Origin of the sequence: Mucilaginibacter sp. RCC_168 (assembly GCF_041355315.1) — a bacterium.
In the GTDB taxonomy this organism is placed as follows: Bacteria; Bacteroidota; Bacteroidia; order Sphingobacteriales; family Sphingobacteriaceae; genus Mucilaginibacter.
This window is the reverse complement of record NZ_JBFUPN010000004.1, coordinates 138,815-165,078: the sequence shown is the minus strand read 5'-3', so window position 1 is coordinate 165,078 and position 26,264 is coordinate 138,815. Positions and strand designations below refer to the sequence as shown.

General features: G+C 42.7%; 20 protein-coding genes and 1 pseudogene. 8 read left to right on the top strand and 13 right to left on the bottom strand.

What is annotated here, in order from left to right; genetic code table 11:
* Positions 1-11: 11 nt before the first annotated feature.
* Entirely contained in the window at positions 12-1,097 is a 1,086-nt protein-coding gene (locus AB6735_RS04855) for a Glu/Leu/Phe/Val dehydrogenase (protein WP_370994717.1), read from the bottom strand.
* A 256-nt stretch (positions 1,098-1,353) separates the two neighbouring features.
* Between AB6735_RS04855 and AB6735_RS04850 the strand changes: the two genes are divergently transcribed.
* Both AB6735_RS04850 and AB6735_RS04845 read left to right on the top strand, forming a co-directional pair.
* Positions 1,354-3,141 carry an ABC transporter ATP-binding protein gene (locus tag AB6735_RS04850; RefSeq protein ID WP_370994716.1) on the top strand — a complete coding sequence of 596 codons (1,788 nt, stop codon included), beginning with the start codon at positions 1,354-1,356 and terminating at the stop codon, positions 3,139-3,141.
* Between the two features lie 130 nt (positions 3,142-3,271).
* Positions 3,272-3,607, top strand: a complete 336-nt coding sequence (locus AB6735_RS04845) for a DUF3276 family protein (protein ID WP_370994814.1) — start codon at positions 3,272-3,274, stop codon at positions 3,605-3,607.
* 142 nt (positions 3,608-3,749) lie between these two features.
* On the opposite strand, the pseudogene sucC reads toward AB6735_RS04845, so the two are convergent.
* Positions 3,750-4,946 (bottom strand): annotated as a pseudogene (gene sucC, locus AB6735_RS04840) (ADP-forming succinate--CoA ligase subunit beta); the annotation flags it as partial.
* A 236-nt stretch (positions 4,947-5,182) separates the two neighbouring features.
* Here sucC and AB6735_RS04835 point away from each other — a divergent pair.
* The 4 genes from AB6735_RS04835 to AB6735_RS04820 all read left to right on the top strand — a co-directional run bounded on the left by AB6735_RS04835 (position 5,183) and on the right by AB6735_RS04820 (position 8,449).
* Positions 5,183-5,848 (top strand): ABC transporter ATP-binding protein, encoded by a 666-nt coding sequence (locus tag AB6735_RS04835; RefSeq protein WP_370994715.1) that lies wholly within the window; start codon positions 5,183-5,185, stop codon positions 5,846-5,848.
* Between the two features lie 2 nt (positions 5,849-5,850).
* Positions 5,851-6,150, top strand: coding sequence for a hypothetical protein (locus AB6735_RS04830; protein WP_370994714.1), 300 nt, complete (start codon positions 5,851-5,853; stop codon positions 6,148-6,150).
* Positions 6,151-6,217: 67 nt separating this feature from the next.
* Positions 6,218-6,826 (top strand): HAD family hydrolase, encoded by a 609-nt coding sequence (locus AB6735_RS04825; protein ID WP_370994713.1) that lies wholly within the window; start codon positions 6,218-6,220, stop codon positions 6,824-6,826.
* 57 nt (positions 6,827-6,883) lie between these two features.
* Positions 6,884-8,449 (top strand): S41 family peptidase, encoded by a 1,566-nt coding sequence (locus tag AB6735_RS04820; protein WP_370994712.1) that lies wholly within the window; start codon positions 6,884-6,886, stop codon positions 8,447-8,449.
* A 67-nt stretch (positions 8,450-8,516) separates the two neighbouring features.
* Here AB6735_RS04820 and AB6735_RS04815 read toward each other — a convergent pair whose 3' ends face one another.
* The gene (locus AB6735_RS04815; RefSeq protein ID WP_370994711.1) at positions 8,517-9,518 is read right to left on the bottom strand and encodes a type I glyceraldehyde-3-phosphate dehydrogenase; all 1,002 of its coding nucleotides are present in this window, start codon (positions 9,516-9,518) and stop codon (positions 8,517-8,519) included.
* Positions 9,519-9,785: 267 nt separating this feature from the next.
* The gene (gene smc / locus AB6735_RS04810; RefSeq protein ID WP_370994710.1) at positions 9,786-13,328 is read right to left on the bottom strand and encodes a chromosome segregation protein SMC; all 3,543 of its coding nucleotides are present in this window, start codon (positions 13,326-13,328) and stop codon (positions 9,786-9,788) included.
* A 229-nt stretch (positions 13,329-13,557) separates the two neighbouring features.
* On the opposite strand from smc, the gene AB6735_RS04805 reads away from it, so the two are divergent.
* Positions 13,558-13,755, top strand: coding sequence for a hypothetical protein (locus AB6735_RS04805; protein WP_370994709.1), 198 nt, complete (start codon positions 13,558-13,560; stop codon positions 13,753-13,755).
* Between the two features lie 30 nt (positions 13,756-13,785).
* On the opposite strand, the gene AB6735_RS04800 is transcribed toward AB6735_RS04805, so the two are convergent.
* The 8 genes from AB6735_RS04800 to lpdA form a co-directional block, all read right to left on the bottom strand.
* Positions 13,786-14,577: a PhzF family phenazine biosynthesis protein gene (locus AB6735_RS04800; protein WP_370994708.1), complete on the bottom strand. Its 792-nt coding sequence runs from the start codon at positions 14,575-14,577 to the stop codon at positions 13,786-13,788.
* A 259-nt stretch (positions 14,578-14,836) separates the two neighbouring features.
* Complete coding sequence (locus AB6735_RS04795; RefSeq protein WP_370994707.1) at positions 14,837-15,502, bottom strand: ATP-binding cassette domain-containing protein; 666 nt, start codon at positions 15,500-15,502, stop codon at positions 14,837-14,839.
* Positions 15,477-15,818: a hypothetical protein gene (locus AB6735_RS04790; RefSeq protein WP_370994706.1), complete on the bottom strand. Its 342-nt coding sequence runs from the start codon at positions 15,816-15,818 to the stop codon at positions 15,477-15,479. The genes AB6735_RS04795 and AB6735_RS04790 overlap by 26 nt, the downstream gene beginning before the upstream one ends.
* A gap of 22 nt (positions 15,819-15,840) precedes the next feature.
* Positions 15,841-16,545 (bottom strand): deoxyribonuclease V, encoded by a 705-nt coding sequence (gene nfi, locus AB6735_RS04785; RefSeq protein WP_370994705.1) that lies wholly within the window; start codon positions 16,543-16,545, stop codon positions 15,841-15,843.
* A 99-nt stretch (positions 16,546-16,644) separates the two neighbouring features.
* Positions 16,645-17,850, bottom strand: coding sequence for a DUF4932 domain-containing protein (locus AB6735_RS04780; RefSeq protein WP_370994704.1), 1,206 nt, complete (start codon positions 17,848-17,850; stop codon positions 16,645-16,647).
* 196 nt (positions 17,851-18,046) lie between these two features.
* Positions 18,047-18,907: an RNA polymerase sigma factor RpoD/SigA gene (locus AB6735_RS04775; protein ID WP_090466905.1), complete on the bottom strand. Its 861-nt coding sequence runs from the start codon at positions 18,905-18,907 to the stop codon at positions 18,047-18,049.
* Positions 18,908-19,145: 238 nt separating this feature from the next.
* The gene (locus AB6735_RS04770) at positions 19,146-19,985 is read right to left on the bottom strand and encodes an MBL fold metallo-hydrolase (RefSeq protein ID WP_370994703.1); all 840 of its coding nucleotides are present in this window, start codon (positions 19,983-19,985) and stop codon (positions 19,146-19,148) included.
* Between the two features lie 235 nt (positions 19,986-20,220).
* Positions 20,221-21,612 (bottom strand): dihydrolipoyl dehydrogenase, encoded by a 1,392-nt coding sequence (lpdA, locus tag AB6735_RS04765; RefSeq protein WP_370994702.1) that lies wholly within the window; start codon positions 21,610-21,612, stop codon positions 20,221-20,223.
* A 363-nt stretch (positions 21,613-21,975) separates the two neighbouring features.
* Between lpdA and AB6735_RS04760 the strand changes: the two genes are divergently transcribed.
* Positions 21,976-25,377, top strand: coding sequence for a carboxypeptidase regulatory-like domain-containing protein (locus AB6735_RS04760; RefSeq protein WP_370994701.1), 3,402 nt, complete (start codon positions 21,976-21,978; stop codon positions 25,375-25,377).
* Positions 25,378-25,493: 116 nt separating this feature from the next.
* On the opposite strand, the gene AB6735_RS04755 is transcribed toward AB6735_RS04760, so the two are convergent.
* Positions 25,494-26,183, bottom strand: a complete 690-nt coding sequence (locus tag AB6735_RS04755) for a sterol desaturase family protein (protein WP_370994700.1) — start codon at positions 26,181-26,183, stop codon at positions 25,494-25,496.
* Between the last annotated feature and the right edge of the window lie 81 nt (positions 26,184-26,264).

The following is a 26,264-nucleotide window of genomic DNA, read 5'->3' as shown; positions in this document are numbered from 1 at the left end:
TAAGTATGATTTTAATAAGACGATTTTACTTTTTTAATATCCGCTATCCGTTTTTCTGCTATTTTATTGGCAGCATTTACGGTAGAAATGTTTTCTGATTTAGAAAGTTTTAAAATATTACGTGTTACCTCGTAAATGTTCTCGGTAAGCTGCATGGTGCGTTTTTTGCTAAAACTCATCAGCTCCGAATAGCAATTGATAATACCTCCCGCGTTAATCACATAATCGGGCGCAAACAATATTCCTTTTTCCAAAAGCATGGCGCCATGTTCGGCTTCATCAAGCAGCTGGTTATTGGCCGAGCCTGCTATAATGCTGCATTTGAGCTTATTGATGGTTTGTGTATTGATAGTACCACCCAAAGCGCATGGCGCGTAAATATCGGCATCGATATCAAATATACTATTATTTGATACAGCTTGGGCACCGTATCTTTTGGCTATTTGGCCAATGCGCTCTTCCTGGATATCGCTCACATAAACTTTTACATTTTCATCCCGAAGCAAACGTACCAGGTGTTCACCAACATGGCCAACGCCCTGCACAATAACCGATTTGCCGGTAAGGCTATCGCTGCCGAATTGTTCTTTTACACAAGCTTTGATGCCCTGAAAAACACCTTGCGCAGCCACAGGCGATGGATCGCCGCTGCCACCCAGGCTTTCAGGTATACCGGTAACGTGTTCGGTTTCCATGCGGATGTATTCCATATCGCGCGGGCTGGTGCCTACATCTTCGGAAGTGATAAATTCGCCATTCAGGTTTTTGATGAAACGGCCAAACTTGCGCATGAGTGCTTCTGATTTGTCCTTGCGCGAATCGCCTATAATTACCGAGTAACCGCCGCCCATGTTCAAACCGGCGATGGCACATTTATAGGTCATGCTTTTTGAAAGGCGCAGTACATCGTTTAACGCATCAGCCTCGGTTCTGTAGCTCCACATACGGGTACTGCCAAATGCAGGGCCCAGCGTAGTATCATGAATAGCTATAATGGCTTTTAAACCCGTGTCCGGATCGCTGCAGAATACAACTTTTTTGTGGCCAAAGGCGTCGAGCTGATTGAATATGGATTCCGGTTGTTGTTGAACGGGCATTAGTTATACGATAGTAAATGTTTTAAGGCGTGGACAAAAGTAGAGGTTTTTTTTATTCTGACAAAGTTTATTAGCGGGGAAGTGGGCAAAGTAATAAGCCCGGCAGGTTTTGGGCTGCGATTTTATCACTTTAAGACTTTTAACTGACTTTCTGGTTAATCCACTCTGCCAACTTTTTAATACTTTTGATTAAAGGATATCTGGCAACGATACCCTTCGGATTTTCCGGCTTCCCGGCTATCCGGACAACATAAATATGAAAGACCTTGCTTACCTTAATAAATTCTTTTACAAATATCGCTGGCGGCTGATACCCGGTGTGCTGTTTGTGATCATCTCTAACATTTTCGCGGTGCTGCCGGCGCAGGTGATCAGGGTGGCGTTTGACCTGGTGACCGAAAACATTGGAGCCTACCAGCTTTTTGCCGGTTTTAACAGGCAAAACATGATCTATGATATTTTTGGCAGCAGCCTGATGCTTTTTGGCGTGCTGGTATTGGTGCTGGCGCTTTTACGCGGTTTGTTTCTGTTTTTTATGCGGCAAACCATTATCCTGATGTCGCGGCATATCGAGTATGATCTGAAGAACGAGATCTATCATCATTACCAAAAACTTTCCCTGGCTTTTTACCGCCGTCACAATACCGGCGATCTGATGAACCGCGTTACCGAAGATGTGAGCCGGGTGCGTATGTACCTGGGGCCAGGCATTATGTACACCGTTAATACGGTGGTACTGTTTGTATTGGTGATATATGCCATGCTTACCGTGAATGTAAGGCTGGCCATTCTTTCCGTATTACCTTTACCCATACTGGCGGGCGTTATATATTATGTAAATAATGTGATCAATCAGCGCAGCGAGCAGATCCAGGAGCGGCTATCGGCCTTGTCGAGTTTTGTGCAGGAGAATTTTTCGGGTATCCGGGTTATCAAATCGTACGTGCGGGAGGGCTTTGTACGCAAGAATTTTGCCGCCGAGAGCGAAAACTACAAGACACACTCTATGGACCTGGTTAAGGTACAGGCTATGTTTTATCCAGCTATGCTGTTGCTGGTAGGTTTAAGTACCGTGATCACTATTTATGTTGGCGGGGTTGAGGTGATGAAAGGAAATATTACTTCTGGCAACATAGCGGAGTTTATTGTATACCTGAACATGCTTTCTATGCCGGTAATATCACTGGGCTGGGTAACATCATTAATTCAACGTGCTGCGGCCTCACAAAAGCGTATCAATGAATTTTTGCATGAAAAGCCTGAGATCATATCGCCTGATATGCCGGCGCATACCGTTGAAGGGGCCATCGCGTTTAACCATGTGTCATTTACTTATCCCGATACGGGCATAGAAGCTTTAAAAGATGTGTCGTTTACGGTGGAGCCAGGGCAAATGGTGGCTATTATCGGTCGTACAGGGTCCGGGAAATCAACTATCGCCAATTTGGTAATGCGTATGTATGATACTACGACCGGAGAAATTACTATCGATGGTAACCCGGTAAAACAACTGAACCTGGAAAGTTATCGTTCGCAGGTTGGCTTTGTGCCGCAGGAGGTTTTCCTGTTTTCGGATACCATTGCCAATAACATCGCGTTTAGCGCCGATGTGCTTAATCTGCCATTGGTAGAACAGGCCGCTAAAGATGCCGCGGTATATGATAATATCGTAGAACTGGAGCAGGGCTTTGAAACCCTGATAGGGGAGCGCGGTGTAACTTTATCAGGCGGGCAAAAGCAGCGTGTATCCATAGCCCGTGCAATTTTTAAGCACCCGCAGATATTGATCTTTGACGATTGCCTCTCGGCAGTAGATACCCGTACCGAGGAGGAGATATTAAACAATTTGGGTAGGGTAATGCAAAACAAAACCAGTATTATTATAGCTCACCGCATATCAACCATTAAAAATGCCGACAAAATTCTGGTAATGGATAATGGCCGGATTATTGAACACGGCAACCACGATCACCTGATGCAATTGAAAGGCACCTACTTTGAGTTGTACGAAAAACAATTGCTGGAAGAAGAACAAGACGCCTGATTTTTTTGCGTAAACACAATAAAATGACGAAAATGTTTCAAAAAGTTCAATAAAATTGAATAAAATACTTGCACTTTCAAATTTTGATTTATATTTATGCCAACCAAAACTAATTACAGGTATATTCATTATGGGAGATTTTGACAATAGAGAGCGAGAAGAGGTTTTTTCAAAGAAGGTGAGAGCCGGGAAGAGGACTTATTTTTTTGATGTGAAAGCAACCCGTTCAAACGATTATTATGTTACAATAACTGAAAGCAAAAAACGTTTGGAGGATGGTGTTTTTATTAAGCACAAAATATTTTTATACAAAGAAGACTTCGAAAAATTTGCCGAGGGTTTAAAAGAAACCGTTGAGTATATCAAAGCGAATCAGGAAGTAGTTGAAAAACGCTACGAATACAGCGAAGGCTCTGAAGTGGCCAAAACTGCCGGCGCCGATGATGACTTCTCATTCGAGATATAAAAGAGAACAAAACTAAATTAATACCATAAAGAAAAACCTGCTTTTACCAAAAGCAGGTTTTCTTGTTTTATCCTATTAGGAACACGAAATAAAAACAGCGATGGGTTTTGCCCATCGCTGTTTTATCAAATACCAGCTTTAATTACAAAGCCAATACTTCTTTTACTCTTTCGGCAGCTTCTTTTAACAGGATAGCTGAGTATACTTTCAAACCCGAATTATCGATCAGTGCTTTGGCTTCGGCAGCGTTGGTGCCTTGCAAACGAACGATGATAGGTACAGGGATGTTGCCAATTTCTTTATAAGCGTCAATAACACCTTGTGCCACACGGTCGCAACGTACTATACCACCAAAAATATTGATCAGGATAGCTTTCACGTTCGGGTCGCTCAGGATGATGTTAAAACCAGCTTTAACAGTTTGCGCGTTAGCGGTACCGCCTACGTCCAAAAAGTTAGCAGGCTCGCCACCGGCCAGTTTAATGATGTCCATGGTAGCCATGGCTAAACCGGCACCGTTAACCATACAACCCACGTTACCATCGAGTTTTACATAGTTAAGGTTTGATTTACCGGCTTCTACTTCGGTTGGGTCTTCCTCGTCGGTATCGCGCATAGCAGCGTAATCCGGGTGACGGTATAATGCGTTATCATCCAGGTTCACCTTAGCATCAACCGCTAAAATTTTATTGTCGGATGTTTTTAATACCGGGTTAATTTCAAATTGTGAAGAATCGGTAGCATCATAAGCTTTGTATAAAGCGGTGATGAATTTTACCATATCCTTAAAAGCATCGCCGCTTACACCCAGGTTAAACGCGATTTTGCGCGCCTGGAATGGCTGCAGACCAACTTTAGGATCAATTTCTTCTTTAAATATTAATTCGGGGGTTGAGTGCGCAACTTCTTCAATGTCCATACCACCTTCGGTGCTGTACATGATAATGTTACGACCTTTAGCGCGATCAAGCAATACGCTCATGTAAAACTCTTTTGTTTCACTTTCGCCCGGGTAGTAAACATCCTGTGCTACTAAAACCTTTTTTACTTTTTTACCTTCTGGTCCGGTTTGCGGAGTAACCAGTTGCATACCTATAATATTACCGGCGATCTCTTTAACCTGATCGTGGTTTTTGGCCACTTTTACGCCGCCGCCTTTTCCACGGCCACCGGCATGTATTTGTGCTTTTATAACTACCCAGTCAGACCCAAAGTCTTCCTTCATTTTTTGCGCAGCCGCAACAGCCTCTTCAGGATTGTCGGCAACAATGCCTTCCTGAACTCTAACGCCAAAGCTCTTTAATATAGCTTTACCCTGATATTCGTGAATATTCATGTTTTTTGAAGAATTTGCGGTAAAGCTACAATTTTGTTTGAAAGGTTAATACCCTAAATGGAGTTTATTTACCCTTAATACTTTTATTAACATTGTCTTTACAATAGGGGGAAGTATCAAGTAGTTAGTATCAAGTATCCCGACCGTTTTTCTATATATCAGTTGTTAGATTTGAATTCCTTTGTAAAAAATCTTGATACTTGATACTAACTACTTGATACTAATTCTACATTTGTAAAATGCTTAAAGCTACATCTATCCACAAATCATACGGGCAGCTGCAAATATTAAAAGGGGTTGACCTGGAGGTACAGCAGGGCGAAATTGTAACCATTGTTGGCGCATCCGGTGCGGGTAAAAGTTCATTGCTTAATATTTTAGGTACGCTGGACAGGCCCGATTCTGGTCAGCTGTTTATCAATAATATTGAACTAAGCAAGCTGAGCAATCGGCAGCTGAGTGATTTTCGGAACCGTAAAATCGGCTTTATATTCCAGTTTCATCATTTACTGGCCGAGTTTACGGCTGTAGAAAATGTGTGTATCCCCGCGTTTATAGCCGGCTTTTCGCGCCCCGACGCTGAAAAAAGAGCCACGGAGCTGTTGGAACGCCTAAGTTTGGCTGATAGGGTGAACCACAAACCCAATGAACTATCAGGTGGCGAACAGCAAAGGGTAGCCGTAGCACGTGCGCTCATCAATAACCCGGCCTTGATATTTGCCGATGAGCCATCGGGCAACCTCGACTCAGTGAACGCGCTTGAATTGCATGAATTGTTCATCAAACTACGGAAAGATTTTAATCAAACCTTTGTGATCGTTACGCATAACGAGGATCTGGCTAACCTGTCCGACCGTACAATTTTAATGAAAGATGGTTTAATTGCCGAACAACCCTTAGCTTAAACGTGAGTATACTGATAACCGCGGCCAACTCCGCACCCGCTTATAAATTAAAAAACCTGCTGAACGGCGATAATGTGATCATGGGTGATCATATGGACCTGCCCGATTTTATGCTGAAACCGGGTAAGTTTATTCGCCTACCCGATCCAAAATCAGTAAGTTATACGCATGAAATGCTTACCTTATGCCTGGATATGGGGGTTGAAGCGGTTTATCTGTTTCGCCAGGCAGAAATTGACCTGTTAATAAAGGCCGAGACATTATTTAATGAGTACAATATAAAGATCGTGGTGGAGAAGTAATGCGCGAATGTGCAGATATGCGGATGTGCAAGATTATCCGCATCCTGACCAATGAACTAATGAACCAATGAACTATAAGGACATCGACGGGCGCAAGAGCGCTTTTATTTTTGAACTGGATAATGTACTTTATCCTGAAAAAGATTATTTATATCAGGTTTATTACCTGTTTGCCAATTTACTGGAATACACCGAATTAGTTGACGCGAAGCAGACAACCGATATCATGGTTAATACGTATACATCCATAGGGAAAGACTCGGTTTTTAATAAAGTGGCCGAAGCTTTCCCGATTGTTGAAAAGTACAGGGACAAATTTGAAAATCTGCTGGTTACGGCCAAGCTGCCTTTGAAGCTGTTGTTGTATCAGAATATATTGACGCTGATGCAGGAAATCGTTGTTGATCGTAAAAAACTGTTTATCGTAACCAACGGACACATTTCGCAGCAGATAAATAAAATTAAACAAACAGAATGGCATGGGTTGGAAAAGTACCTGGCCTGCTATTTTGCCGAAGAAACTGCCTTAAAACCCGAACCAGACGTTTTTCACCTGCTTATGCAAGACCATAATTTACAAAGAAGGGATATTGTGATGATCGAAAACTCTGAAGTTGACCGGATGTGTGCCGAAGTAGTAGGAATAGATTCTATCAATATCGATAAATTTTTATAAAACCAATGTAACATAGTTGGTTATATGGCGTTAAGCATTTAAATAAACTGATCCTATATGAAAAAATTATTTTACCCAATACTTTTTTCCTGCATAATGGTTGTTTCGGCTTGTAAAAAAAGCAGTCCCGATAACAATAAACCTACCGATAATACCAAGTTTCAACTTACCCAGGACTCCATTTATATGATAGCCCAGGAAGATTATTACTGGAATAGTTCTTTGCCCTCCTATAATGATTTTAATCCAAGGAAATATACCAAGCAGAGCACGGATCTGCTTAATTTTGGCGACGAAATTGATCATTATACCCAGTTATCGGCAAACGCTGCGGATCATAACCTGCCTTATGAATACGATCCTTTCAATCCAGGCAGCTCCAAATATTCATTTATTGATGATGGTACTATTAACGGCGAGTTAAATGCTGTAAAAGGTGATTTTGGTTTCAATTACTTTTATACATACGCTAATGTGATCAGGGTAAGCCTGGTTTATCCGGGTTCGCCGGCGGCTGTGGCTGGATTGCAACGTAGCGATCAGATAACTGGCATTAACGGCCAAACAGGTAATAGTATCTACATTACTAATCTTAAAGACCCGGCAAATGATGCGGGCTACAAATTTGTAAGTAACGCGGTTAATAATGGCAGCACCATAACGCTTCAGATCCGTAAGGCAAACGGTACCGAGAAAACGGTTACTATAAATGCCAAAAGTTATACGGTTAACCCAATTGTTTATACCAATACCTATGCGCTTAGTGGTGGTAAAACAGCCGGCTATATGGTGTTTAACAGTTTTGTAACTTTGGAAAAAAATCCAGATGTACAGGCCAGGCTTGATTCTGTTTTTAATGCTTTTAAGAATAAAAATGTGACCGACCTAATCATCGACCTACGCTATAACGGTGGGGGTGATGTAGATATGAGCGTTTACCTCACCAACCTTATAGCACCGGCAAGCGTAACCGGCAGCGTAATGAATACTACTTATTGGACAGCCAATATGCAGAATGATAAATATCCCATTATCCAAAAAAAATTAGGCCCGTTTTCTACCGGATATTTTAAGCCGACCAATGCGGCACAGATAGAAAAATTTGATAAAAAAGGACCTTTAAGCGTAAATCGCGTTTTCTTTTTAGTAACGGGTAATACGGCATCGGCCAGTGAGCTTACCATCAATAATCTGAGGCCTAAAATGAATGTTCAGTTAGTAGGTGATACCACTTTTGGTAAACCAGTAGGCTTTCTGTCAGATCTTAAGGTTAACGGGTATTATTTTTATACGCCAGAGTTTGAAACAAAAAATTCAAATGGCGAAGGCGGTTATTATACCGGTATACCGCCTGTGGGCAGCTTATCAGGCGGTGGAACCTTCCAGGGTAAAAGGATCTTAGAAAATATTCAGAATGATTTTGGTGATACCAATGAAACTTTATTGGCCAACGCCCTGGGTTATATTGAAAATGGAATTTATCCGTCAAGTACCACATTAAAGGTTCAAAGCCTGGCTACCAATGCCATAACGATGAGCGATTATCAGCGGAGATTACTTTCGGTAAACAAACAGTCGTCCCGTAAGAGCTCGATGTTCCTGACGTTAAAAGGAAGGAAATAAAAGAGCTGTGGTATACAGAGAAGGAGCAACCAATAAATCGGTTGCTCCTTCTTATGCTTAAACATTTTTAAATTTTCGAGGCAATAAATTGCGTTACTTCCGCCAGCCTGTTGCTAAATCCCCATTCATTGTCATACCATGAGGCGATGGAGAGCAGATCTCCCTGTTTGATTGTCAATGGAAGGTCCATTATGGCAGAGTGGGTGTCTCCAACTATCCTTGCTGATGACCATTCATCTTCGAGCACATCCAGCACTCCGTGCAGTTCTCCTTCGGCTGATGCTTTGCGAAACGCATCATTTACCTCTTCCACGGTACAGGGCTTCGTTGTGATCAGATTCAATTCGGCAATACTCCCCGTCCTTGTCGGAACGCGGTAGGCTTTGCCGGTCACCTTGAGATCATTCCAAATGAATTGGAGGGCTTTCGCCGCCCCTGAAGAAGAGGGTATAATGTTTTCAGCAGCTGCCCAGGAGTCGCGACGATCCTTCATGGGCTGATCGGTTAACGATTGAGAGTTTGTATAAGAGTGAACAGTTGAGAACAAGCCATATTCAATACCGAATGCCTCGCGTATAACCTTGATTGGCGCAGCCAGTGCATTGGTGGTGCAACTCCCCATGCTAACGATATGATGTTTTTCTGCATCGAAATGATCCAGGTTGATGCCTTTCAAAAGAACAGCATCGCAGTCGGCCAGCGATTTGCTGGGTGCGCTAACCAGGACATATTTTGCGCCTTTATCCAAATGAGCCTGTGCGCCTTCCCTTTTGGTTGCGCGACCTGAGCAATCCACCACCAAGTCGACGTTTAAAGATTCCCAGTCAGGTACACCCGCCGCGGAATCCACATAAGCTATTTCGTGGTCATTCAATACAAAACCGTTATTATTAGAAGCTGCCTTGCCTTTCCAGTGTCCATAATTGGTATCGACGCTGAATAAGGCGGTAAGTGTTTTCAGATCTTTCACATCGGCAACCGCAGACGGAACAAAAAGATTCCGGTCGAGTCCAATCCGTAACAATTGGCGGCCAATACGTCCAAAGCCATAAATTGCAATTTTTTTCATAAACAGAAATTTAAGTTATCGTTCTATAAAGTTAAAGCCGAGGTATCTGGAAATGTTTCCATCATTTCAGGATAATTACTAAGAAATGTTAAATCGATGACAGATTTGTTCGGTATCAATAGCCTATTAAAGACAATAGTCTTGGTTGGAGTATGGGAATTTCAGATGTTGTGCGGTAAAAGCTCCTTGTAGTCTGAAGACTACAGACATATTCGTTCGAAGTCAGAGACTTCGAACAGCGCACACCTTCTAAAAGTAAGTTAAAAATCAATCGGCCAATTCCCGGAGGTCAACGGGAACCACGCGCGAGATACCTTGTTCAACCATCGTCACCCCGTAAATTACATCGGTGCTGGCTATGGTTCTTTTGTTATGGGATACGATGATGAACTGCGAATCTTTGGAGAAAGTACGGATAATGTTATTGAACTTGTCAATATTGGTATCATCCAACGGCGCGTCAACCTCATCAAAAATACAGAAAGGGGCTGGCTTCAACAGGTAAAGCGAAAACAGGATAGCCGTTGCGGTGAGTGTTTTTTCGCCACCAGATAGCTGGTTGATAGACAGCGGGCGTTTACCTTTTGGCTTGGCAATAATATCGATGTCAGATTCCAGCGGATGATCTGGGTCGGTAAGCACCAGATCGCAGGAATCCTCCTCATTAAACAGCGAACGGAATACCTTAATGAAATTTTCGCGCACCATAATAAAGGCCGTCATGAACTTTTCTTTGGCGGTATCATCAATCTCCTGTATGGTGGCCAGTAAAGATGCCTTAGCTTCGCTCAGATCCTTTTTTTGCGCCTGGATGAAGGTATAACGCTCATTCATTTCGTTATAAGCCTCCACCGCCATAGGGTTGATGGCGCCGAAATCATCCAGCTGGCGTTTAAGTTTTTCGGCCCGTTCGCGCAGGTCCTGTTCATTTTCGTCTGCCGGGGTTTCGGTTTCGGGAAGGTCCTCAATATCGATGTTAAACTCTACCGAAAGTCGCTCTTTCAGGGCGTTCAGTTCCAATTTCAGGTTGTTGCGCTCTTCCCGCAGCTCGTTCTCAATAACCTCGCTGTTATCTTTTTTACGACGCAGGGCAGTTATTTCATTCTCGTTCTCGGTAATAACGCCGCGCCATTGGTAATATTCCTGTTCGGCTTGTTGGGTGGCTTTTTCCAGGGCTTCTTTTTGCTCATACATTTCCAGCAGGCCTTCATCGGAATTGTCGGCCTGTTTCAGGTTTTCCTGTATGGCTATTTTTACGTTTTCAAATTCGGCGCTGTTCTGCCTGATGCGTGCTTCCAGGCTTTCCTGCTGGGTATCGCGATAATCCAGATCTTTTACTAAACCGGATACCTTATTTTGCTGCTGATGAAACCGGATGTTCTCCTGGTTGTAAGCATTTGATTGCACCGATACATATTCATTCAGCTCATTAAAAGCGGCTTGTTTTTCAACCAGCAGGTCGTTCTGGATCTGTTTTTGTGTTTTAAGTTCGGCCAGCAGGGGGTGTAGGTTCTGCATCTCCTCGGTAATAGTGGCTATTTTACGGGCGATATCCTCCTTGCGGTTCAGACTGTTTTCAATAAAGGTCTGGTATTGCTCCTGCCGGGTTTTAACCGTAATAAGCTCCGTATTTAAGCGGTTGATGATCAATTGCTGCTCATTCAACTCCGCTGTTTTGGTGGATGCCTTGAGGGCCGCCAGTTTGCTCTGCAGATCATCAACGCGGGTTTTTAAGCCATTCACCTGGTTCTCGATCCCTTTGATCTCCTTGGCCAGGTTCTCGAGATTTTTAGCCCGGCCAATCCTTTTACCCTCAAACAAACCTACCGAGCCACCGGCCATGGTATATTTTGATTTGTTGAACTTGCCGCTTTTGCCGATCAATACCACGCCCTCGGGGAGCTGTGCATTGTTGATCTGTTGGTCCTTATCGTCATCAACCAGGTACACATTTTTTAATAAATGGTTACACAGGTTGGTATACCGTTTATCTACCTCAATTACCTTGAGTGCCGATACTGCGCCGGCATTTTCAAACGCTGGCTCGGTTGGTGTGGTTTCGCTGTAATTTTCGAGGATAAAAAAATGTGCCCTTCCCCTTGACGCGGTGCTGAGTAAATTGATGGCCTTTATAGCCTCGTCATAACTTTCAACCACATAATGGTTCATCAGTGGTTCCAGATAGTTTTCGATGGCTACACGGAACTCCTCGCGGCAAAACAGTACATCGCTGAACAGCGGCGCATTTTTGGCCCAATCGGTATTTTTTTTCAAAAAGCGGATCGACTCCGGGAAACCTTCCAGGTTGTCGACCATACTTTTGGTAAGGTTATATTCGTTTTGTTTGGCGTCGAGTTTGCGGCTTTCCTTAATAATGGTATCCTTTATCTCAGTAAGTTCGGTTTCCGTTACCGTGATCTGCTCCTTTAACTTATTTTCAGCCTCCAGCGATGCCTGGTATTCATCATCAAGCGTTTCCTTGCGGGCTTGCAGCTCGGCAACAACCTGGTTAAAATGCGAAAGTTCCACCTCTTTGTTGGTGGTATCCTCCATATTGCGCTGGCTTTCCTGCTCCAGGGCCTGCTGCTGGATCTGTAAAATATCAATATCCTTTTCGGCTTTATACGCCTGGTTTTGTAACCGGGTATTGATATTAGTGAGCTCATTAAGCTCGTTACGGGCCTCGGTTTGCTGCTGCCGCAGTTCGTCAACCGCCTCTTTGAGGTCGGTTACCTTGCTTTGGATGGCCTGCAGGTTCTCGTCCTCGATAGCCTTCTCTTCGCTCAGGCGCTTGATGTTGTATAGTACGTGGTTCAGCTGGTTCTTATCGCGTTCCAGTTCTTCACTTAAACGAGCTTCTTTATCTTGCTGAAATTTAAGCTGCTCGTTCTTGATCTTTTTCTCGCTCTCATAAGCGCGGATCTTGGACACAAACTCATTGGTGGTTTTTTGCTGAACCGACAGGTTTTTTTCTTTAGTGATGCTATCCAGCTTTTGCTGCTGCAGGGCGGCCTCTAAAGTATCTATTTGGGCAACGATACCGCCTTTTTCGGCTTTCTGCTGTTGCTCCTGGTCTTCAATTTTCTTTAACGATTCGCTGAACGATACAATGCGGAACGAGGCCAGCATAATGCTGAGCGTTTTATACTGCTCCTTGATGCGGTAATAGCGCTCGGTTTTTTTTGCCTGGTTCTCCAGCGATTTCAGGTTCTTTTCGATCTCGAACAGCAGGTCTTCCACGCGTTCCAGGTCGGCCTCGGTGTCTTTAAGCTTACTAAAAGTTTGCTTTTTGCGGAGCTTGTATTTGGATATGCCAGACGCCTCTTCGAACAGATTACGGCGCGAGCCTTCCTTATTGGTAATGATCTCGTCGATCATCCTTAACTCGATGATAGAGTAGGAGTCGGACCCGATACCCGTATCCAGGAACAGATCGGTAATATCTTTCAAGCGGCACTGTACATCATTCAGGCGGTACTCGCTTTCGCCGGTGCGGTAAAGCTTGCGGGTTAGGGTAACCTGCGAGTAATCGGTAGGCAGTACGTTCTTGGTATTATCAAAGGTGAGGGAAACCTCGGCCAGGTTGGCCGACTTCCGACTCTTGGTTCCGTTAAAAATAACGTTGTCCATCTTCTCGGAACGGAGCATCCGGGTGCTTTGTTCGCCCAAAACCCAGCGTATGGAGTCGACTACATTTGATTTTCCACAGCCATTTGGTCCCACAATAGCAGTTACACCCTCATTAAAATTAATGGTGATCTTATCTCCAAAACTTTTAAAGCCCTTGATTTCTAAGCGGGTAAGCTGCATTTATATTATTGTGTCCGTATAAAAGATCGAACCTTCAAAGTAATCATAAAAAAATGATTTTATTAAACTTTTTTTGAGGATGTAGTTTAGCGGAGTACGAAGCAATTTCGTTGTAGTATAGGGCGGTTCTACATGGCGCATACCCGCTCTTGGCCGCGGGAGGGCCAGTTACTTTTGTCGCCACAAAAGTAACCAAAAAGGCTGTCACCAGAAATGCTTCTTTGCGCTCATGGCCTTTGCCCTGCAAATCAGTCAAAACCACGAACTGCAATTATTTTGCCCTACTTCGTTCGCGCGTTTTCCTACGCTTCAGCAAAAACTTGCTATGTCCCCGCAACCGCACATGCCACCATCGTTCTGCCCGCTTTCGCCCGAAGCTGTTCTGCTGACGGGGAAGGAAAAAACTAAAACTTTTCAGCGTTACTAAGTTTTCCTAATGAACTAATGAACTAATGAACTAATGAATAATCCTGATCTCGCCTTTTAAGTAAGTTACGGCTTTGCCGCTCATTTGTACACGGTCGCCTTTAAGTTCGCACCAGAGTTCGCCGCGGCGGGCCGAGATCTGGTAGGCGTGCAGGTTGTTCTTGCCCAATATTTTTGCCCAGTAAGGTATCAGGTTGCAATGTGCCGATCCTGTTACCGGATCTTCTGGTATACCTGCGCCGGGTGCGAAGAACCGGGATACAAAATCGGCATTGTCACCGCGAGCGGTTACAATAACGCCAACGGTATCCATTTTTGATAAGGCAAAAAAATCAGGGGTAATATCTTTGATATCCTGCTCGCTTTCATAAACCAGGAAATAATCCCTCGACCTTAGAAAGGCTACTGGTTGCTTATCGCCCAGGGCTTCGGCCAATCCCATGGGTTGTTCAATGGGTATAGGCGGCCTGGAGGGGAAATCCATGGTGTATTTATCGCCGTCTTTTTTTACGGTTAATGTGCCCGCTTTTACGGTTTCAAATTGCAGGGTATCGCCCGCAAAGCCCAGTTCGGTAAACAGTATATGTGCCGATGCCAGGGTGGCATGACCGCAAAGATCAATTTCATATTCGGGGGTAAACCAGCGCAGTTTGTAACCGGTAGCGGTTTTTACGAAAAAAGCGGTTTCGGCCAGGTTATTTTCGATGGCTATTTTTTGCATCACATCATCGGGCAGCCACTCGGTAAGCGGACAAATAGCCGCGGGATTGCCGCCAAATAATTTATCGGTAAACGCGTCGGCCTGGTATATGGGAATGGTCATAATTGATATTCTAATGAAGCTAAATTACTTTTTTATTATGTGAATATTAAATCATGGGAATGTAAATCAAATTGTCGCGCGGTGCCGACTCACCCTGTCATCGCTTCGCTCGACATCCCTCTCTTCACCTTCGGTGTAAAGAGGGACTTGAAAAAGAATTTCCCAGCCCTCTTTGCCGCAAAGCGGGAGAGAGGGTCGCCCAGCGAAGCGTAGGCGGGGTGAGTCGACACCGTGCAGCAATTGAATTATTCTAAGAACGCTAATCTAAATGACTCACGTAACCCCAGGTGATCAGATCATCTTTGCTTTTAACGTGTTTGGTGCTGCCATCTCTGATGAGGATGATCCGGTCACTTACATCAATAATGTTGCGGTATTGGTGGTCGGTAATAATAAAACCTTTGTGTTGGGCGCATCTTTTGATGATGGGTTTGAACTGTTCGGCCTGTATGGGCGAGATGTGTGTGAAAGGTTCATCCAGTAAAATAAAATCGGCTTTGTTGTAAATTATCATCAGGGTTTCCAGTTGCCGCAGTTCACCACCAGATAATTGCCCGACGGTTTTGTTGAAATGATCCTTGTATATATCCAAACTGCTAAACTCATCCCAGAAAAAGGGATCGATAAAATTTTTGGCCAGTTTTTCTATCGAAATGCCGTGCGGCAGGTAATTATGCTGTGGTAGATAAGCTATCCGGGTATGGCGATAGCCTTTAGCTATGTACTGATCATTGATACTTACATACTTAAAGCCAGGTGTTAAAATTCCGAATATGATACGCAACAGGGATGATTTTCCGCAACCATTACGGCCCAACAGACCAATGATCTCACCCTGCTTACAGTCGAGGTAAACATCTTGCAGGATCATCCTGCCATTAAATTCCAGCTGAACGCTGTCAACCTTTAAGGTGAAGGGCTGCATATAATATGATTTTGAATAAGATGATCAATAATACACAGACAGAAAGATCAATGACAAAAGCACTGATGAACATACGCTTCATACCATAACCGGCATTGCGGAAATAAAAGTAGTTCTCTTTAGCCGAAAAATAATGAAGGGCTAATGCACACATGAACCCTATAATTTTGGCAGGTATTAATAAAAGTACAGTTGCTCCGGGGTTAATAGTTCCTGCATTGAAAATTAAAAGAAACAGCGCCAGTACGGTGAACGCTATATTATACAGCAGAAGCAACCGGTAAAACTGGAAGGTAATGATGCTTAAACGTTTCAATGCGATAATAGATAGGTAACAGCTAATCAAACAGATTAATCTGCCGATTATTGTTGCCGCCGTCATCAACGCGTATTTTATTTACCAGCAGGTGTGCCTGGCGTGTAGGTTCGGGGATGCGATAACCTCGGATGCAGTTTTTGATGATATCCACACTTTGCTCTATGCTCACCCGGTAGCCGGGCGAAATATAGATGGGATTACAGTTGGCTTTGCTGCGCAGGGCAATGCCAATCACTTCGCCTTTATCATACATGGAACTTTGGTCAAATGGATGGTTACCGGGCTCGTCATAGCGCCCCGTAAGACGGCTTTTGGCACTGCCTATGGATGGTGTATTGGTAATAAGGCCGAAATGTGTGGCAATGCCGGTGCGGCGTTCGTGCGCTATGCCCTGTCCGTCCAAAACCATCAGATCGGGTTTTATTTCCAGTTTGTTCCAGGCTTCCAGCAGGGCGGGCACTTCGCGAAAGGCCAGCAGGCCCGATATATAAGGGAATTTGGTTTTACTGATGGCTGTTGCTGTGCCGATAACTTTCAACTCCGGATAATTGAACAGGACGATACCTGCGTAAACCACCTCTGAGTATTTGTTGAATGAAATATCGGCCCCGCCAATAGTTTTAATGGATTTATCCAGTGGCGTAAGATCGATCTGCCTGCGCAATTCATGCTGATAGGCGATGGCCTGTGCCGCTGTAAGGTTTTCATACTGGGAGGGTTGCATGGTTTAAGAACGCAGGTAGATGTTGGTTTGTTTGTATGAGGCCATGTATGTTCTCTACTGCTAATGAGTCTCCAGTCACTTAAAATTCCTACTGTCATTTCAATTGAACTTTTTAACCTGCTCATTAATTATAGCAGGCGTTAATGAGTGGAAATAAGAAATAAGTTGTGGAACATAGCTCTCAAAAGTAGGGTACTGCTTACGATTAAGTTCATAACCCCTGATCTGAGTTTCAAGCAGCGGAATTAACACGCATTTTTCACTGTAAATATGCAGCTTGCGTAAGCGTTCAGCTTCCTTCAAATCTTTCATAGATATCGCCGTGCGGATTTCGCCTAACCGTACGAGGTGTTCTATCACGCATACATACCAGTTATTAATATAATGAGGGGCGAGTATTTGTTTAAGCTCGGGGGTAAATAAGGCCGAGTCTTTTTGAAGCTGGGCTGAATACTTTTCAATGACAGGATTGACAAAAGAGTGGCCAATTTCATGTTTAGTTAAAAAATGAGTTACCGCGGGGTTATCAAAGCCGAAATGTTTATAAGATGCCAAGCCAGGTTCTGGTAGCAACATTTGGTCAGAACTCATGATCATAGCGGGAATAGTGCCTTCGGAAGAGAGGATGTTTGGGCCAAATCCGCGGTAATTGTCTTCACCTTTGGTAATTGGCATTGCAGGTGTTAAATAGATGCAATATTGCGGGAACCTTTTACCATACCATTTTTCCAAAGCCGGAAAAGAAGGAACATCTATGTCTTTCTCCACTTCTTTTAATGCACCTTGATAAAATGGAGCATTCTCTTTAAGGAACTCATTTACTTTGGCTAAATGATAAAAACTGTTTAAGCTATCGGTAAGTTCAGCAAATAAAACTGACGTTTCGGGATGATTTGGGTCTTTTGGAAGACCTTTAAACAAATGTCCTCTGGAGGGGAATTCTTTTTCATTTAGCAAATAGTTCATAATAGGGCCATTATCATGATAAGTGTCCTTTATTTGTTTAAGCAGATCTGCGATTCTTAATATAACCGGAGTATTTACGTAGCGATTAAAATGCAGAAAGCCATAATGAACAATTGGTTGATGTGCGTAATCGCCTCCTTTTTGATCAAACACATAATCGTTGATGTGTTCAACAGCAAGCTTTTCGGCAAAAAAATAGGTTTCGAGATTGGTATTGATGATGACAGAGACTTTTGGTGATAACTGGTCTTTATATTGAGCAAAAGAACATGGAGCATAAAAAAAGAAGATGAGTAAAAGGAGGTTTTTCAAGCCATGTATTTTGTATCGTGAAGCCATAAGAATCTGATTAAAGGTAAATAAGTTTGAGTATTATCGATGACGCATTTAAACCTATAATTGTTGCACTAATCATGTAACTATAATGATTATACGCGTTCACGCTTGATTGGTCAAAGGATAGTTATGGTAGGTAAATAACAAAAAAAGCCACCAGGATCACCGGTGGCTTTTCAATAGGATTGGGGTTTATAGATTAACCCAGGTATGATTTTAATATTTTGCTTCTGGAGGTATGACGTAAACGTTGTAATGCTTTGTCCTTAATTTGACGTACACGCTCACGGGTAAGATTAAATTTTTCACCGATCTCTTCTAATGAAAGCGGGTGGTTGGTTCCCAGGCCGAAGAATAACACAATGATCTCGCGTTCACGTTCTGTTAAGGTTGAGAGCGACCGTTTGATCTCTTCTGATAACGATTCGTTGATCAGTATAGAGTCGGTATTTGGTTCCTGGTTTTCGAGTACATCAAGCAGGGTGTTTTCTTCGCCCTGTACAAATGGCGCATCCATAGATACGTGACGACCTGAGTTGCTCAGCGTGTCAGAGATCTTATCGACTGTGGTTTCCAGAATATCGGCCAACTCTTCTGGTGAAGGTTCACGCTCATATTCCTGCTCCAGTTTGGAGAATGCCTTACTGATCTTGCTTAATGAGCCTACCTGGTTTAGTGGTAAACGCACAATACGTGATTGCTCGGCAATAGCCTGCAGGATCGACTGACGGATCCACCATACCGCGTAGGAGATGAATTTAAAACCTTTGGTTTCGTCAAAACGTTTAGCGGCCTTGATCAAACCAAGGTTGCCCTCGTTAATCAAATCGCCCAGCGTTAAACCCTGATTTTGATATTGTTTAGCAACAGACACCACAAAGCGTAAGTTAGTTTTGGTCAATCGTTCCAAAGCTGCCTGGTCGCCCTCGCGTATTTTTTGAGCTAATATTACTTCTTCTTCGGCAGTTATCAGATCAACTTTACCAATCTCGTGAAGATATTTGTCCAGCGATTGTGACTCGCGATTGGTAATGGATTGCGTTATTTTGAGTTGTCTCATTTATTTAATAAACCTTCGGTACTTTCTATTTAGTACAGAACGTGCAAAGTTATAAAATTGTTCTAAAAAAATATAATTGCAAATAGTATTTCGAAAAAAAGCACGTCATAAATTGCATTTATAAGCTGTTGATTATGAGATATTAACTATTTTAATGTTAACAAATTGTTCATTTTTGCATTATTAACTGTTCAATCCTGTAAGCGGTATGATTTTTGTGGCATTCCTGAAACACTTATTAAATATCACTTAATTTAAACGCCTCTTTTAGCCTTGGTCCCCTTTCTGTTTGCTGCAATGTACAGCATTCATTAACAGGATCGTGTTCAAAATACAAAATATAATTCTGTTCTACGGCTTCGTTCAAAAATAGTTTCTTTTCGCCTAAAGTTTTAAGCGGAAACATGTCATAAGCCATCACATAAGGGAGCGGCAGGTGCCCTACAGATGGCAGCAGGTCTGCCATATATAGTATCTTTTTGTCTTTATAATCAATCAATGGCAGCATCATGGCATCGGTATGGCCATAAACAAAACGTATATGAAAGTTTTCTGTGAATTGTACGCCGTCCGTACTATCCACAAATTGTAATTGGCCGCTTTGCTGTATGGGCAGTATATTTTCTTTCAGGAATGATGCTTTTTCGCGTTCATTGGGTTTTACTGCCCACTCCCAGTGTTGTGGGTTGCTCCAGTAAATAGCGTTTTTAAATGCCAGGGTCAGGTTATCACCATTGCGTATCACCGCGCCGCCAACATGGTCAAAATGTAAATGGGTTAAAAATACATCGGTAATATCGTCACGGTGAAAGCCAAGGGCCGCCAGCGAACTGTCCAATGTGGCAGTGCCATGCAGGTAATAATGGCTGAAGAACTTTTCATCCTGTTTGTTGCCGATGCCGGTGTCGATCAGTATCAGCCGTTTGCCATCCTCTACCAGCAGGCAGCGCATGGCCCAGGTACACAAATTATTATCATCGGCAGGGTTGGTTTTAGTCCAGATGGTTTTAGGCACTACGCCAAACATAGCGCCGCCATCTAATTTAAAAAAACCGGTATCTATTGTGTGGAGTTTCATGTTTTAGTTCATGGTTGATGGTTCATAGATCATGGTAGCTGGTAGGGGAGCCATATCATCGAAAGCTAAAATAACACAATCTTTTTAAGTTGGTGGCTGATAGTTCAGGTTTTATGATCAGATAAAAAGAAAATCGCCATAAATTAAATGTTATGCATTCATTTTATGACGATTAAGAATAATAACAGATCTGATTTTAGCTATGAACCATTAACCATGATCTATGAACTAAAAATTACAAGTGTATACACTCACCGTAGGCTTCGGCAGCAGCTTCCATTACGGCTTCGCTCATGGTTGGGTGCGGGTGTACCGATTTAATGATCTCGTGACCGGTAGCTTCCAGTTTGCGGGCGGTAACTACTTCGGCAATCATTTCGGTAACGTTATAGCCCAGCATGTGCGCGCCCAGAAACTCGCCGTATTTGGCATCAAATATCAGTTTTACAAAACCATCTTTGGCTCCGGCAGCGCTTGCCTTACCCGATGCCGAGAATGGGAATTTACCAACCTTAATTTCGTATCCGGCTTCTTTAGCCGCTTTTTCGGTATAACCTACAGAGGCTATTTCCGGTGAGCAATAAGTACAGCCCGGGATGTTGTTGTAATTTAATGGCTCAGGGCTATGACCTGCAATTTTCTCTACGCAAATGATGCCCTCGGCCGATGCTACGTGTGCCAGTGCCTGACCTTTTACGATATCGCCAATGGCATAAACACCTTCTACATTGGTACGGTAAAAATCATCAACCAATACCTTGCCTTTATCGGTTTTTACGCCGGTTTCTTCCAGGCCAATACCCTCAATGTTAGTGGAGATACCAACGGCTGATAATACAACCTCGGCCTCCAGTACTTCAATACCTGATGCAGTTTTAACGTTTACTTTGCAAAGCTCACCGCTGCTGTCAACAGATTCCACATTGGCGCTGGTCATAATGGTGATGCCTTGTTTTTTCAGGATACGATTCAATCCTTTTGAAACTTCTTCGTCCTCTAAGGGAACGATGTTGTCCAGGTATTCCACCACAGTAACTTTAGTGCCTATAGAGTTGTAGAAATAAGCAAATTCGATACCAATAGCGCCGGAACCTACAACCACTATTGATTTTGGCTGTTTGGGTAATGACATGGCCTCGCGGTAACCAATTACTTTTTTGCCGTCCTGTTTCAGGTTTGGCAACTCGCGCGAACGACCGCCTGTGGCCACAATAATATGTTTAGCGGTGATTTGTTTAGTTGAGCCATCAGTGGCTTTAACTTCAACAACACCTTTTGATTTTAATTTACCAAAACCAAGTACTACATCGATCTTGTTTTTCTTCATTAAAAACTGAACGCCTTTGCTCATGCCATCGGCAACACCACGGCTGCGTTTGATAACCGATTCAAAATTTACCTCGCCGTTGCCGTTTACGTTAATGCCGTAATCGGCAGCATGATTGATATACTCAAACACCTGCGCGCTTTTTAATAAGGCTTTAGTAGGGATACAGCCCCAATTAAGACATATACCGCCTAATGATTCTTTTTCAATGATGGCCGTTTTTAAACCGAGTTGGGAAGCGCGGATTGCTGCTACGTAACCACCCGGGCCTGATCCTATAACAATTAAATCGTAGTCCATATTTTTAATGATGTATAATTTAAATTTTCGCTTTGTACGGATTAAAGCTAAACCGTGTTGTTAGCACCGGCCTTAATTTTAATTGGCCCAAAGCTAAGTAAAAGGGCTGAAAAGCAAAAATGGAATAAGGCGCCCCGTAGGCATCGTGTTATTATTTACAATTAAATGCCATTTACCGGATTAAGTGTACGGATTATTATAAATATTATATAATATCTATCAATTTACTTGTAATTAATGTTATGTATGAATGAAAGTGTTGAAAAATATATAATAATTGTTAACATAAAATTAACATTGACAATCAGGCTATTACTTATCTTTGCGGCTAATCAACAGAAAGTATAATTAAAAAAGCAATTTATGAGGAAGCCTTTACTTCTTTTATTATTATTGGCCGGTTTTATGTTCCTTAACAGGAATGCCTTTGCACAGGGTGTAACAACAGCCAGTGTAAACGGTATTGTTACCGATGCCAAGGGTGCCATTCCGGGTGCTACCGTAACCATTACCCACGTGCCAACGGGTACTGTATACTCTACAGTAAGCCGTGCAGATGGCCGTTATAACATCCCAAACTTAAGAGTAGGTGGTCCATACACCTTTAAAGTAAGCTTTGTTGGCTACAAAAACTTTGTTCAGGAAGGTATCACCCTTTCCATCGGTCAGGATCAAAAGATCAATACCAGACTGGAGGATAATCTGACTGCATTAAAAGAGGTAGTAATTACCGGTTCGCAAGGTAAAGTGATCAACTCATCACGTACCGGCGCGCGTGAAACTATCAACCGCCAGCAAATTGAAAACTTACCAACTGTTGCCCGTTCATTACAGGATTTTACCAAATTAACTCCATCAGCAAACTCAACCGGTACTTTTAATAGTTTCGGTGGCCGTAGCGGAGCTTTCAATAACGTAACTGTTGACGGTGCATTGTTCAATAACTCTTTTGGTTTATCAAGTACTTTGGGTGGTCAGGCCAGCTCACAGCCTATATCATTGGACGCGATCGATCAGATCCAGGTTGATATTGCCCCTTATGACGTACGTCAGGGTAACTTTACCGGCGCCGGTGTTAACACCGTAGTAAAATCAGGTACCAACCAGGTAAAAGGTACTGCTTATTATTATGGTCGCGGTACCAGATTAACAGGTTACCATGCAGGTACAACCAACTTGCCTATCACTCCATTTGATTACCATACCGATGGTGTTGCCGTAGGTGGCCCGATCATCAAAAATAAATTATTCTTATTCGTATCAGGCGAGCAGGAAAGAGTTAGCGCGCCACCAGCCGCTGCTTATGTTGCCGGCGGTAACGGTGCAAGCGGCTCAAACGTATCAAACGTACAAGCGAGTACGCTGGATGCTATTAAAGCTAAATTGATTGCCTTGGGTTATAATCCAGGAGCTTATCAAGATTATGTTTACAGAACTTCAAGCAATAAATTAACTGCTAAGTTAGACTGGAACATCGACAAGAACAACACCTTAAGCGCTAAATATTTCTATTTAAAATCGTTTAAAGATCAGCCTGCAAGTAATTCAGGTATAGGTAATGGTTCATTCCTTGATCCAACCGATCCTACAGGTAAAAAAAGTATCCCTGTAGGTTATGGTACAACACGTACTCCGGGGCCTAATACTCTGCCTTTTTATGGTTCAGGTTATACTATCAATAACAATTTTAATATTGGAATTGTAGAGTTAAATAGCCGCATCAGCAATTCCATGTCAAACAAACTGACTGTTGGATACTCGGCATTAAGAGATTTCCGTAATTTCCTGGGTAATGGCGGCTCAGTGCCAATGGTTGATATCGGTAACGGTACATCTGATGACCAGGGTAACATTATCTCTCCAGCATCAGCAACAGCAACCAGCTTCGGTTCTGAGCTTTATACCGCCGGTAACTTGCTAAGTACCAACATTTGGCAGTTTGCTGATGACTTTACCATTTATTCAGGTAAGCACGAGTTTACTTTTGGTACCAGCAACCAGATCCAGAGCTACACTAACGGTTTTGCTCCTGATTATAACGGTTTATATACTTATAATTCAGCTTCTGACTTTTTGAATGACAGGCCAGCAAATGGTTACACTTTACGTTATTCGGCTGTAGGTAGCGGGCTCCCGTATGCTAAAATCAAAGCGTCTCTTTACAGCGTTTATATACAGGATAAATATCACGTAACTGATAACTTTAGGTTAACTTATGGTTTACGTGCTGATTATGATGTATTCCCTACCACATTAGCGTCTAACGCTAATGCTGCAGCTCTTACTTTCCAGGGTGGTACTCATGTAGATGTATCTAAATTGCCAAAAAACAGGGTACAACTTTCACCTCGTGTAGGCTTTAACTGGGATGTAAATGGCGATCAGTCAACCCAGATACGTGGTGGTTCTGGTTTATTTACCGGTCCGGTACCATTTGTATGGATATCTAACCAGGCTTCAAACAACGGTTTGTTATTCGGAGCGTACACCATCAACAGCGATCCTAAAAAGGCCCTTGCAGATCAGGATCCACGCTTAAAATTCAATCCTAATCCAAATGCTAATCGTCCGGCAGCAGGAGCGGCCAGTACAGCTTATGAATTAGATGTTGCTGATCCTAACCTGAAATATCCAAAAATCTGGAGAACCAACTTAGCGGTTGACCAGAAATTACCAGGCGGTATCATCGGTACTATCGAAGGTGCATACACCAAAGATATCCGTGCTATTTATCACCAGAACTTAGTATTATCTGATGCATACAGCACTTTAGCCGGTCCAGAAGGTCAAATTCAGTATGCTTCAAAAAATACTACGCCGTCTGCTGCTAATGCAACTGCAACAAATCCATCAATTAGCGGTTTATATTATATGAGAAATACCAGCAAAGGTTTCTCGTACTTTATTACCGGTCAGTTACAAAAAAGCTTCTCTAACGGTTTTGCTGCCAGCGTAGCTTATACGTACACCAAATCAAAGGATGTTAACGATGGCGGTTCAACTGCTGCAACTATCTGGAGTACCCGTTATGTTGCCGGTAACCCGAATGCAGACAACCTGTCAAACAGTAGCTATGTACAGCCAAACCGTATCATTGCAACCGTATCATACCGTAAGCAATATGCTAAAAACCTGGCTTCAACAATTGGTTTAGTATTTGAAGCTGCTAACAACGGTGCTGTATCATACATTACAGCTAATGACCCTAATGGTGACGGTGCTACTAACGATTTGATGTACATTCCTAAAAATCAAAACGACATTATTCTGGTTGCTGCTCCTAAGGCTGCAAACGGAACCGCCGACCCTCGTACACCTGCACAGATCTGGACTCAGTTGAATAACTTTATCAACCAGGATCCTTACCTGAGCCAGCACAGAGGTCAGTTTGCGCAAAGAAACGGTGCTATATTACCTACTTACAAAAGAGTTGACTTACACTTTGCACAAGACTTTTTTGTACAAGCTGGTAAAACTAAAAACACCATCGAAGTTACTTTTGACGTAATTAACTTTACTAACCTGCTGAACCGCAACTGGGGTAACCAACAGGTGTCATCAGTAACTGGTAATAACTTTGGAGCAAGTACTGTTTTAAGGTATATGGGTACTGTTAAAAATGCAAATAACGAAAACCAGGCAACTTATTCATTCCCATATCTTGATGCCAACAACCTGGTACCTGTTACTTCTTCATACAAAACAGATATCAGCCAGTTCTCACGTTTCCAGGCTCAGATCGGTGTTAGATACATATTTAACTAATCCGTTTCTTTCCTGAAACAGAGACAATAAAAAGAAAAGCCCGGCCAATTTGGCCGGGCTTTTCTTTTTATCCTAAAGTCCTAAAGTCCTTGCTCCCCAAATCCTTACTCCCAAAATCATCCTTTATAAGTTTTAAAAAGCTTATCCCAGATATTGGTATAAAAACCATAATTGTGATGAATATCCAGATGATGCCGGTGATGAAAGGAAGAGGTGCCTAAATATTTAAAAGGCATCGTATTTCTGATACATGCCGGGATGGGCTCTATCCCTAAATGCCCCATGATGCCAAAAAATACATTAACGATGAGGTAAATAAAGACAGCATATAAGTTAAAGTTGAATAATACGATGATCACGATCCATAAAGAGCCAAAGCCTACTGTTTCGAGCGGGTGAAGTACAAACAGATCAATAGGGATGGGATCTGCATAATGGTGATGGAATTTGTGGATGGCTTTATAAAATACAGAGCGGTGTATAGCGTAATGAAACAGGAACATAGCCAGATCCATCAGTATAAAAAGTACTATAAAATCAAAAGCTATATACCAGGATAGGGTATAACTAAACCGGATATAACCATGCTGCCATAACCAGAAGCCTGCATAGGTTATAGCCGTATTAATTACGTTGGTCAGAATACAAATGAATACTTCCTGACGGGAAGCGGCTTTAATAGGCTTGTGGTTTAATTTGAGTACCAACCAGCCAAATAGCAAAGCCAGTACGGTAACCAGCAGATTCTCGGCCAAAAATATCACCCAAAGGTTAAAGGATGATTGTGCCAACAGGAACCTGAGCATAAGCGGGGGAATATGTATGTTGTATAGGAGTCAAGATATAAGAGTCAAGATGCAAGAAAAATAACAGCAGTTGGCGGTTTT

Coding starts and splice junctions, on each gene's coding strand:
- AB6735_RS04775 (WP_090466905.1), bottom strand. CDS start 18,907: ATGAGACAACTCAAAATAACGCAATCCATTACCAATCGCGAGTCACAA.
- AB6735_RS04850 (WP_370994716.1), top strand. CDS start 1,354: ATGAAAGACCTTGCTTACCTTAATAAATTCTTTTACAAATATCGCTGG.
- AB6735_RS04795 (WP_370994707.1), bottom strand. CDS start 15,502: ATGCAGCCCTTCACCTTAAAGGTTGACAGCGTTCAGCTGGAATTTAAT.
- AB6735_RS04800 (WP_370994708.1), bottom strand. CDS start 14,577: ATGACCATTCCCATATACCAGGCCGACGCGTTTACCGATAAATTATTT.
- AB6735_RS04825 (WP_370994713.1), top strand. CDS start 6,218: ATGAACTATAAGGACATCGACGGGCGCAAGAGCGCTTTTATTTTTGAA.
- smc (WP_370994710.1), bottom strand. CDS start 13,328: ATGCAGCTTACCCGCTTAGAAATCAAGGGCTTTAAAAGTTTTGGAGAT.
- AB6735_RS04780 (WP_370994704.1), bottom strand. CDS start 17,850: ATGGCTTCACGATACAAAATACATGGCTTGAAAAACCTCCTTTTACTC.
- AB6735_RS04770 (WP_370994703.1), bottom strand. CDS start 19,985: ATGAAACTCCACACAATAGATACCGGTTTTTTTAAATTAGATGGCGGC.
- AB6735_RS04820 (WP_370994712.1), top strand. CDS start 6,884: ATGAAAAAATTATTTTACCCAATACTTTTTTCCTGCATAATGGTTGTT.
- AB6735_RS04755 (WP_370994700.1), bottom strand. CDS start 26,183: ATGCTCAGGTTCCTGTTGGCACAATCATCCTTTAACCTTTGGGTGATA.
- AB6735_RS04835 (WP_370994715.1), top strand. CDS start 5,183: ATGCTTAAAGCTACATCTATCCACAAATCATACGGGCAGCTGCAAATA.
- AB6735_RS04805 (WP_370994709.1), top strand. CDS start 13,558: ATGGCCTTTGCCCTGCAAATCAGTCAAAACCACGAACTGCAATTATTT.
- AB6735_RS04815 (WP_370994711.1), bottom strand. CDS start 9,518: ATGAAAAAAATTGCAATTTATGGCTTTGGACGTATTGGCCGCCAATTG.
- AB6735_RS04845 (WP_370994814.1), top strand. CDS start 3,272: ATGGGAGATTTTGACAATAGAGAGCGAGAAGAGGTTTTTTCAAAGAAG.
- AB6735_RS04760 (WP_370994701.1), top strand. CDS start 21,976: ATGAGGAAGCCTTTACTTCTTTTATTATTATTGGCCGGTTTTATGTTC.
- nfi (WP_370994705.1), bottom strand. CDS start 16,545: ATGCAACCCTCCCAGTATGAAAACCTTACAGCGGCACAGGCCATCGCC.
- AB6735_RS04855 (WP_370994717.1), bottom strand. CDS start 1,097: ATGCCCGTTCAACAACAACCGGAATCCATATTCAATCAGCTCGACGCC.
- lpdA (WP_370994702.1), bottom strand. CDS start 21,612: ATGGACTACGATTTAATTGTTATAGGATCAGGCCCGGGTGGTTACGTA.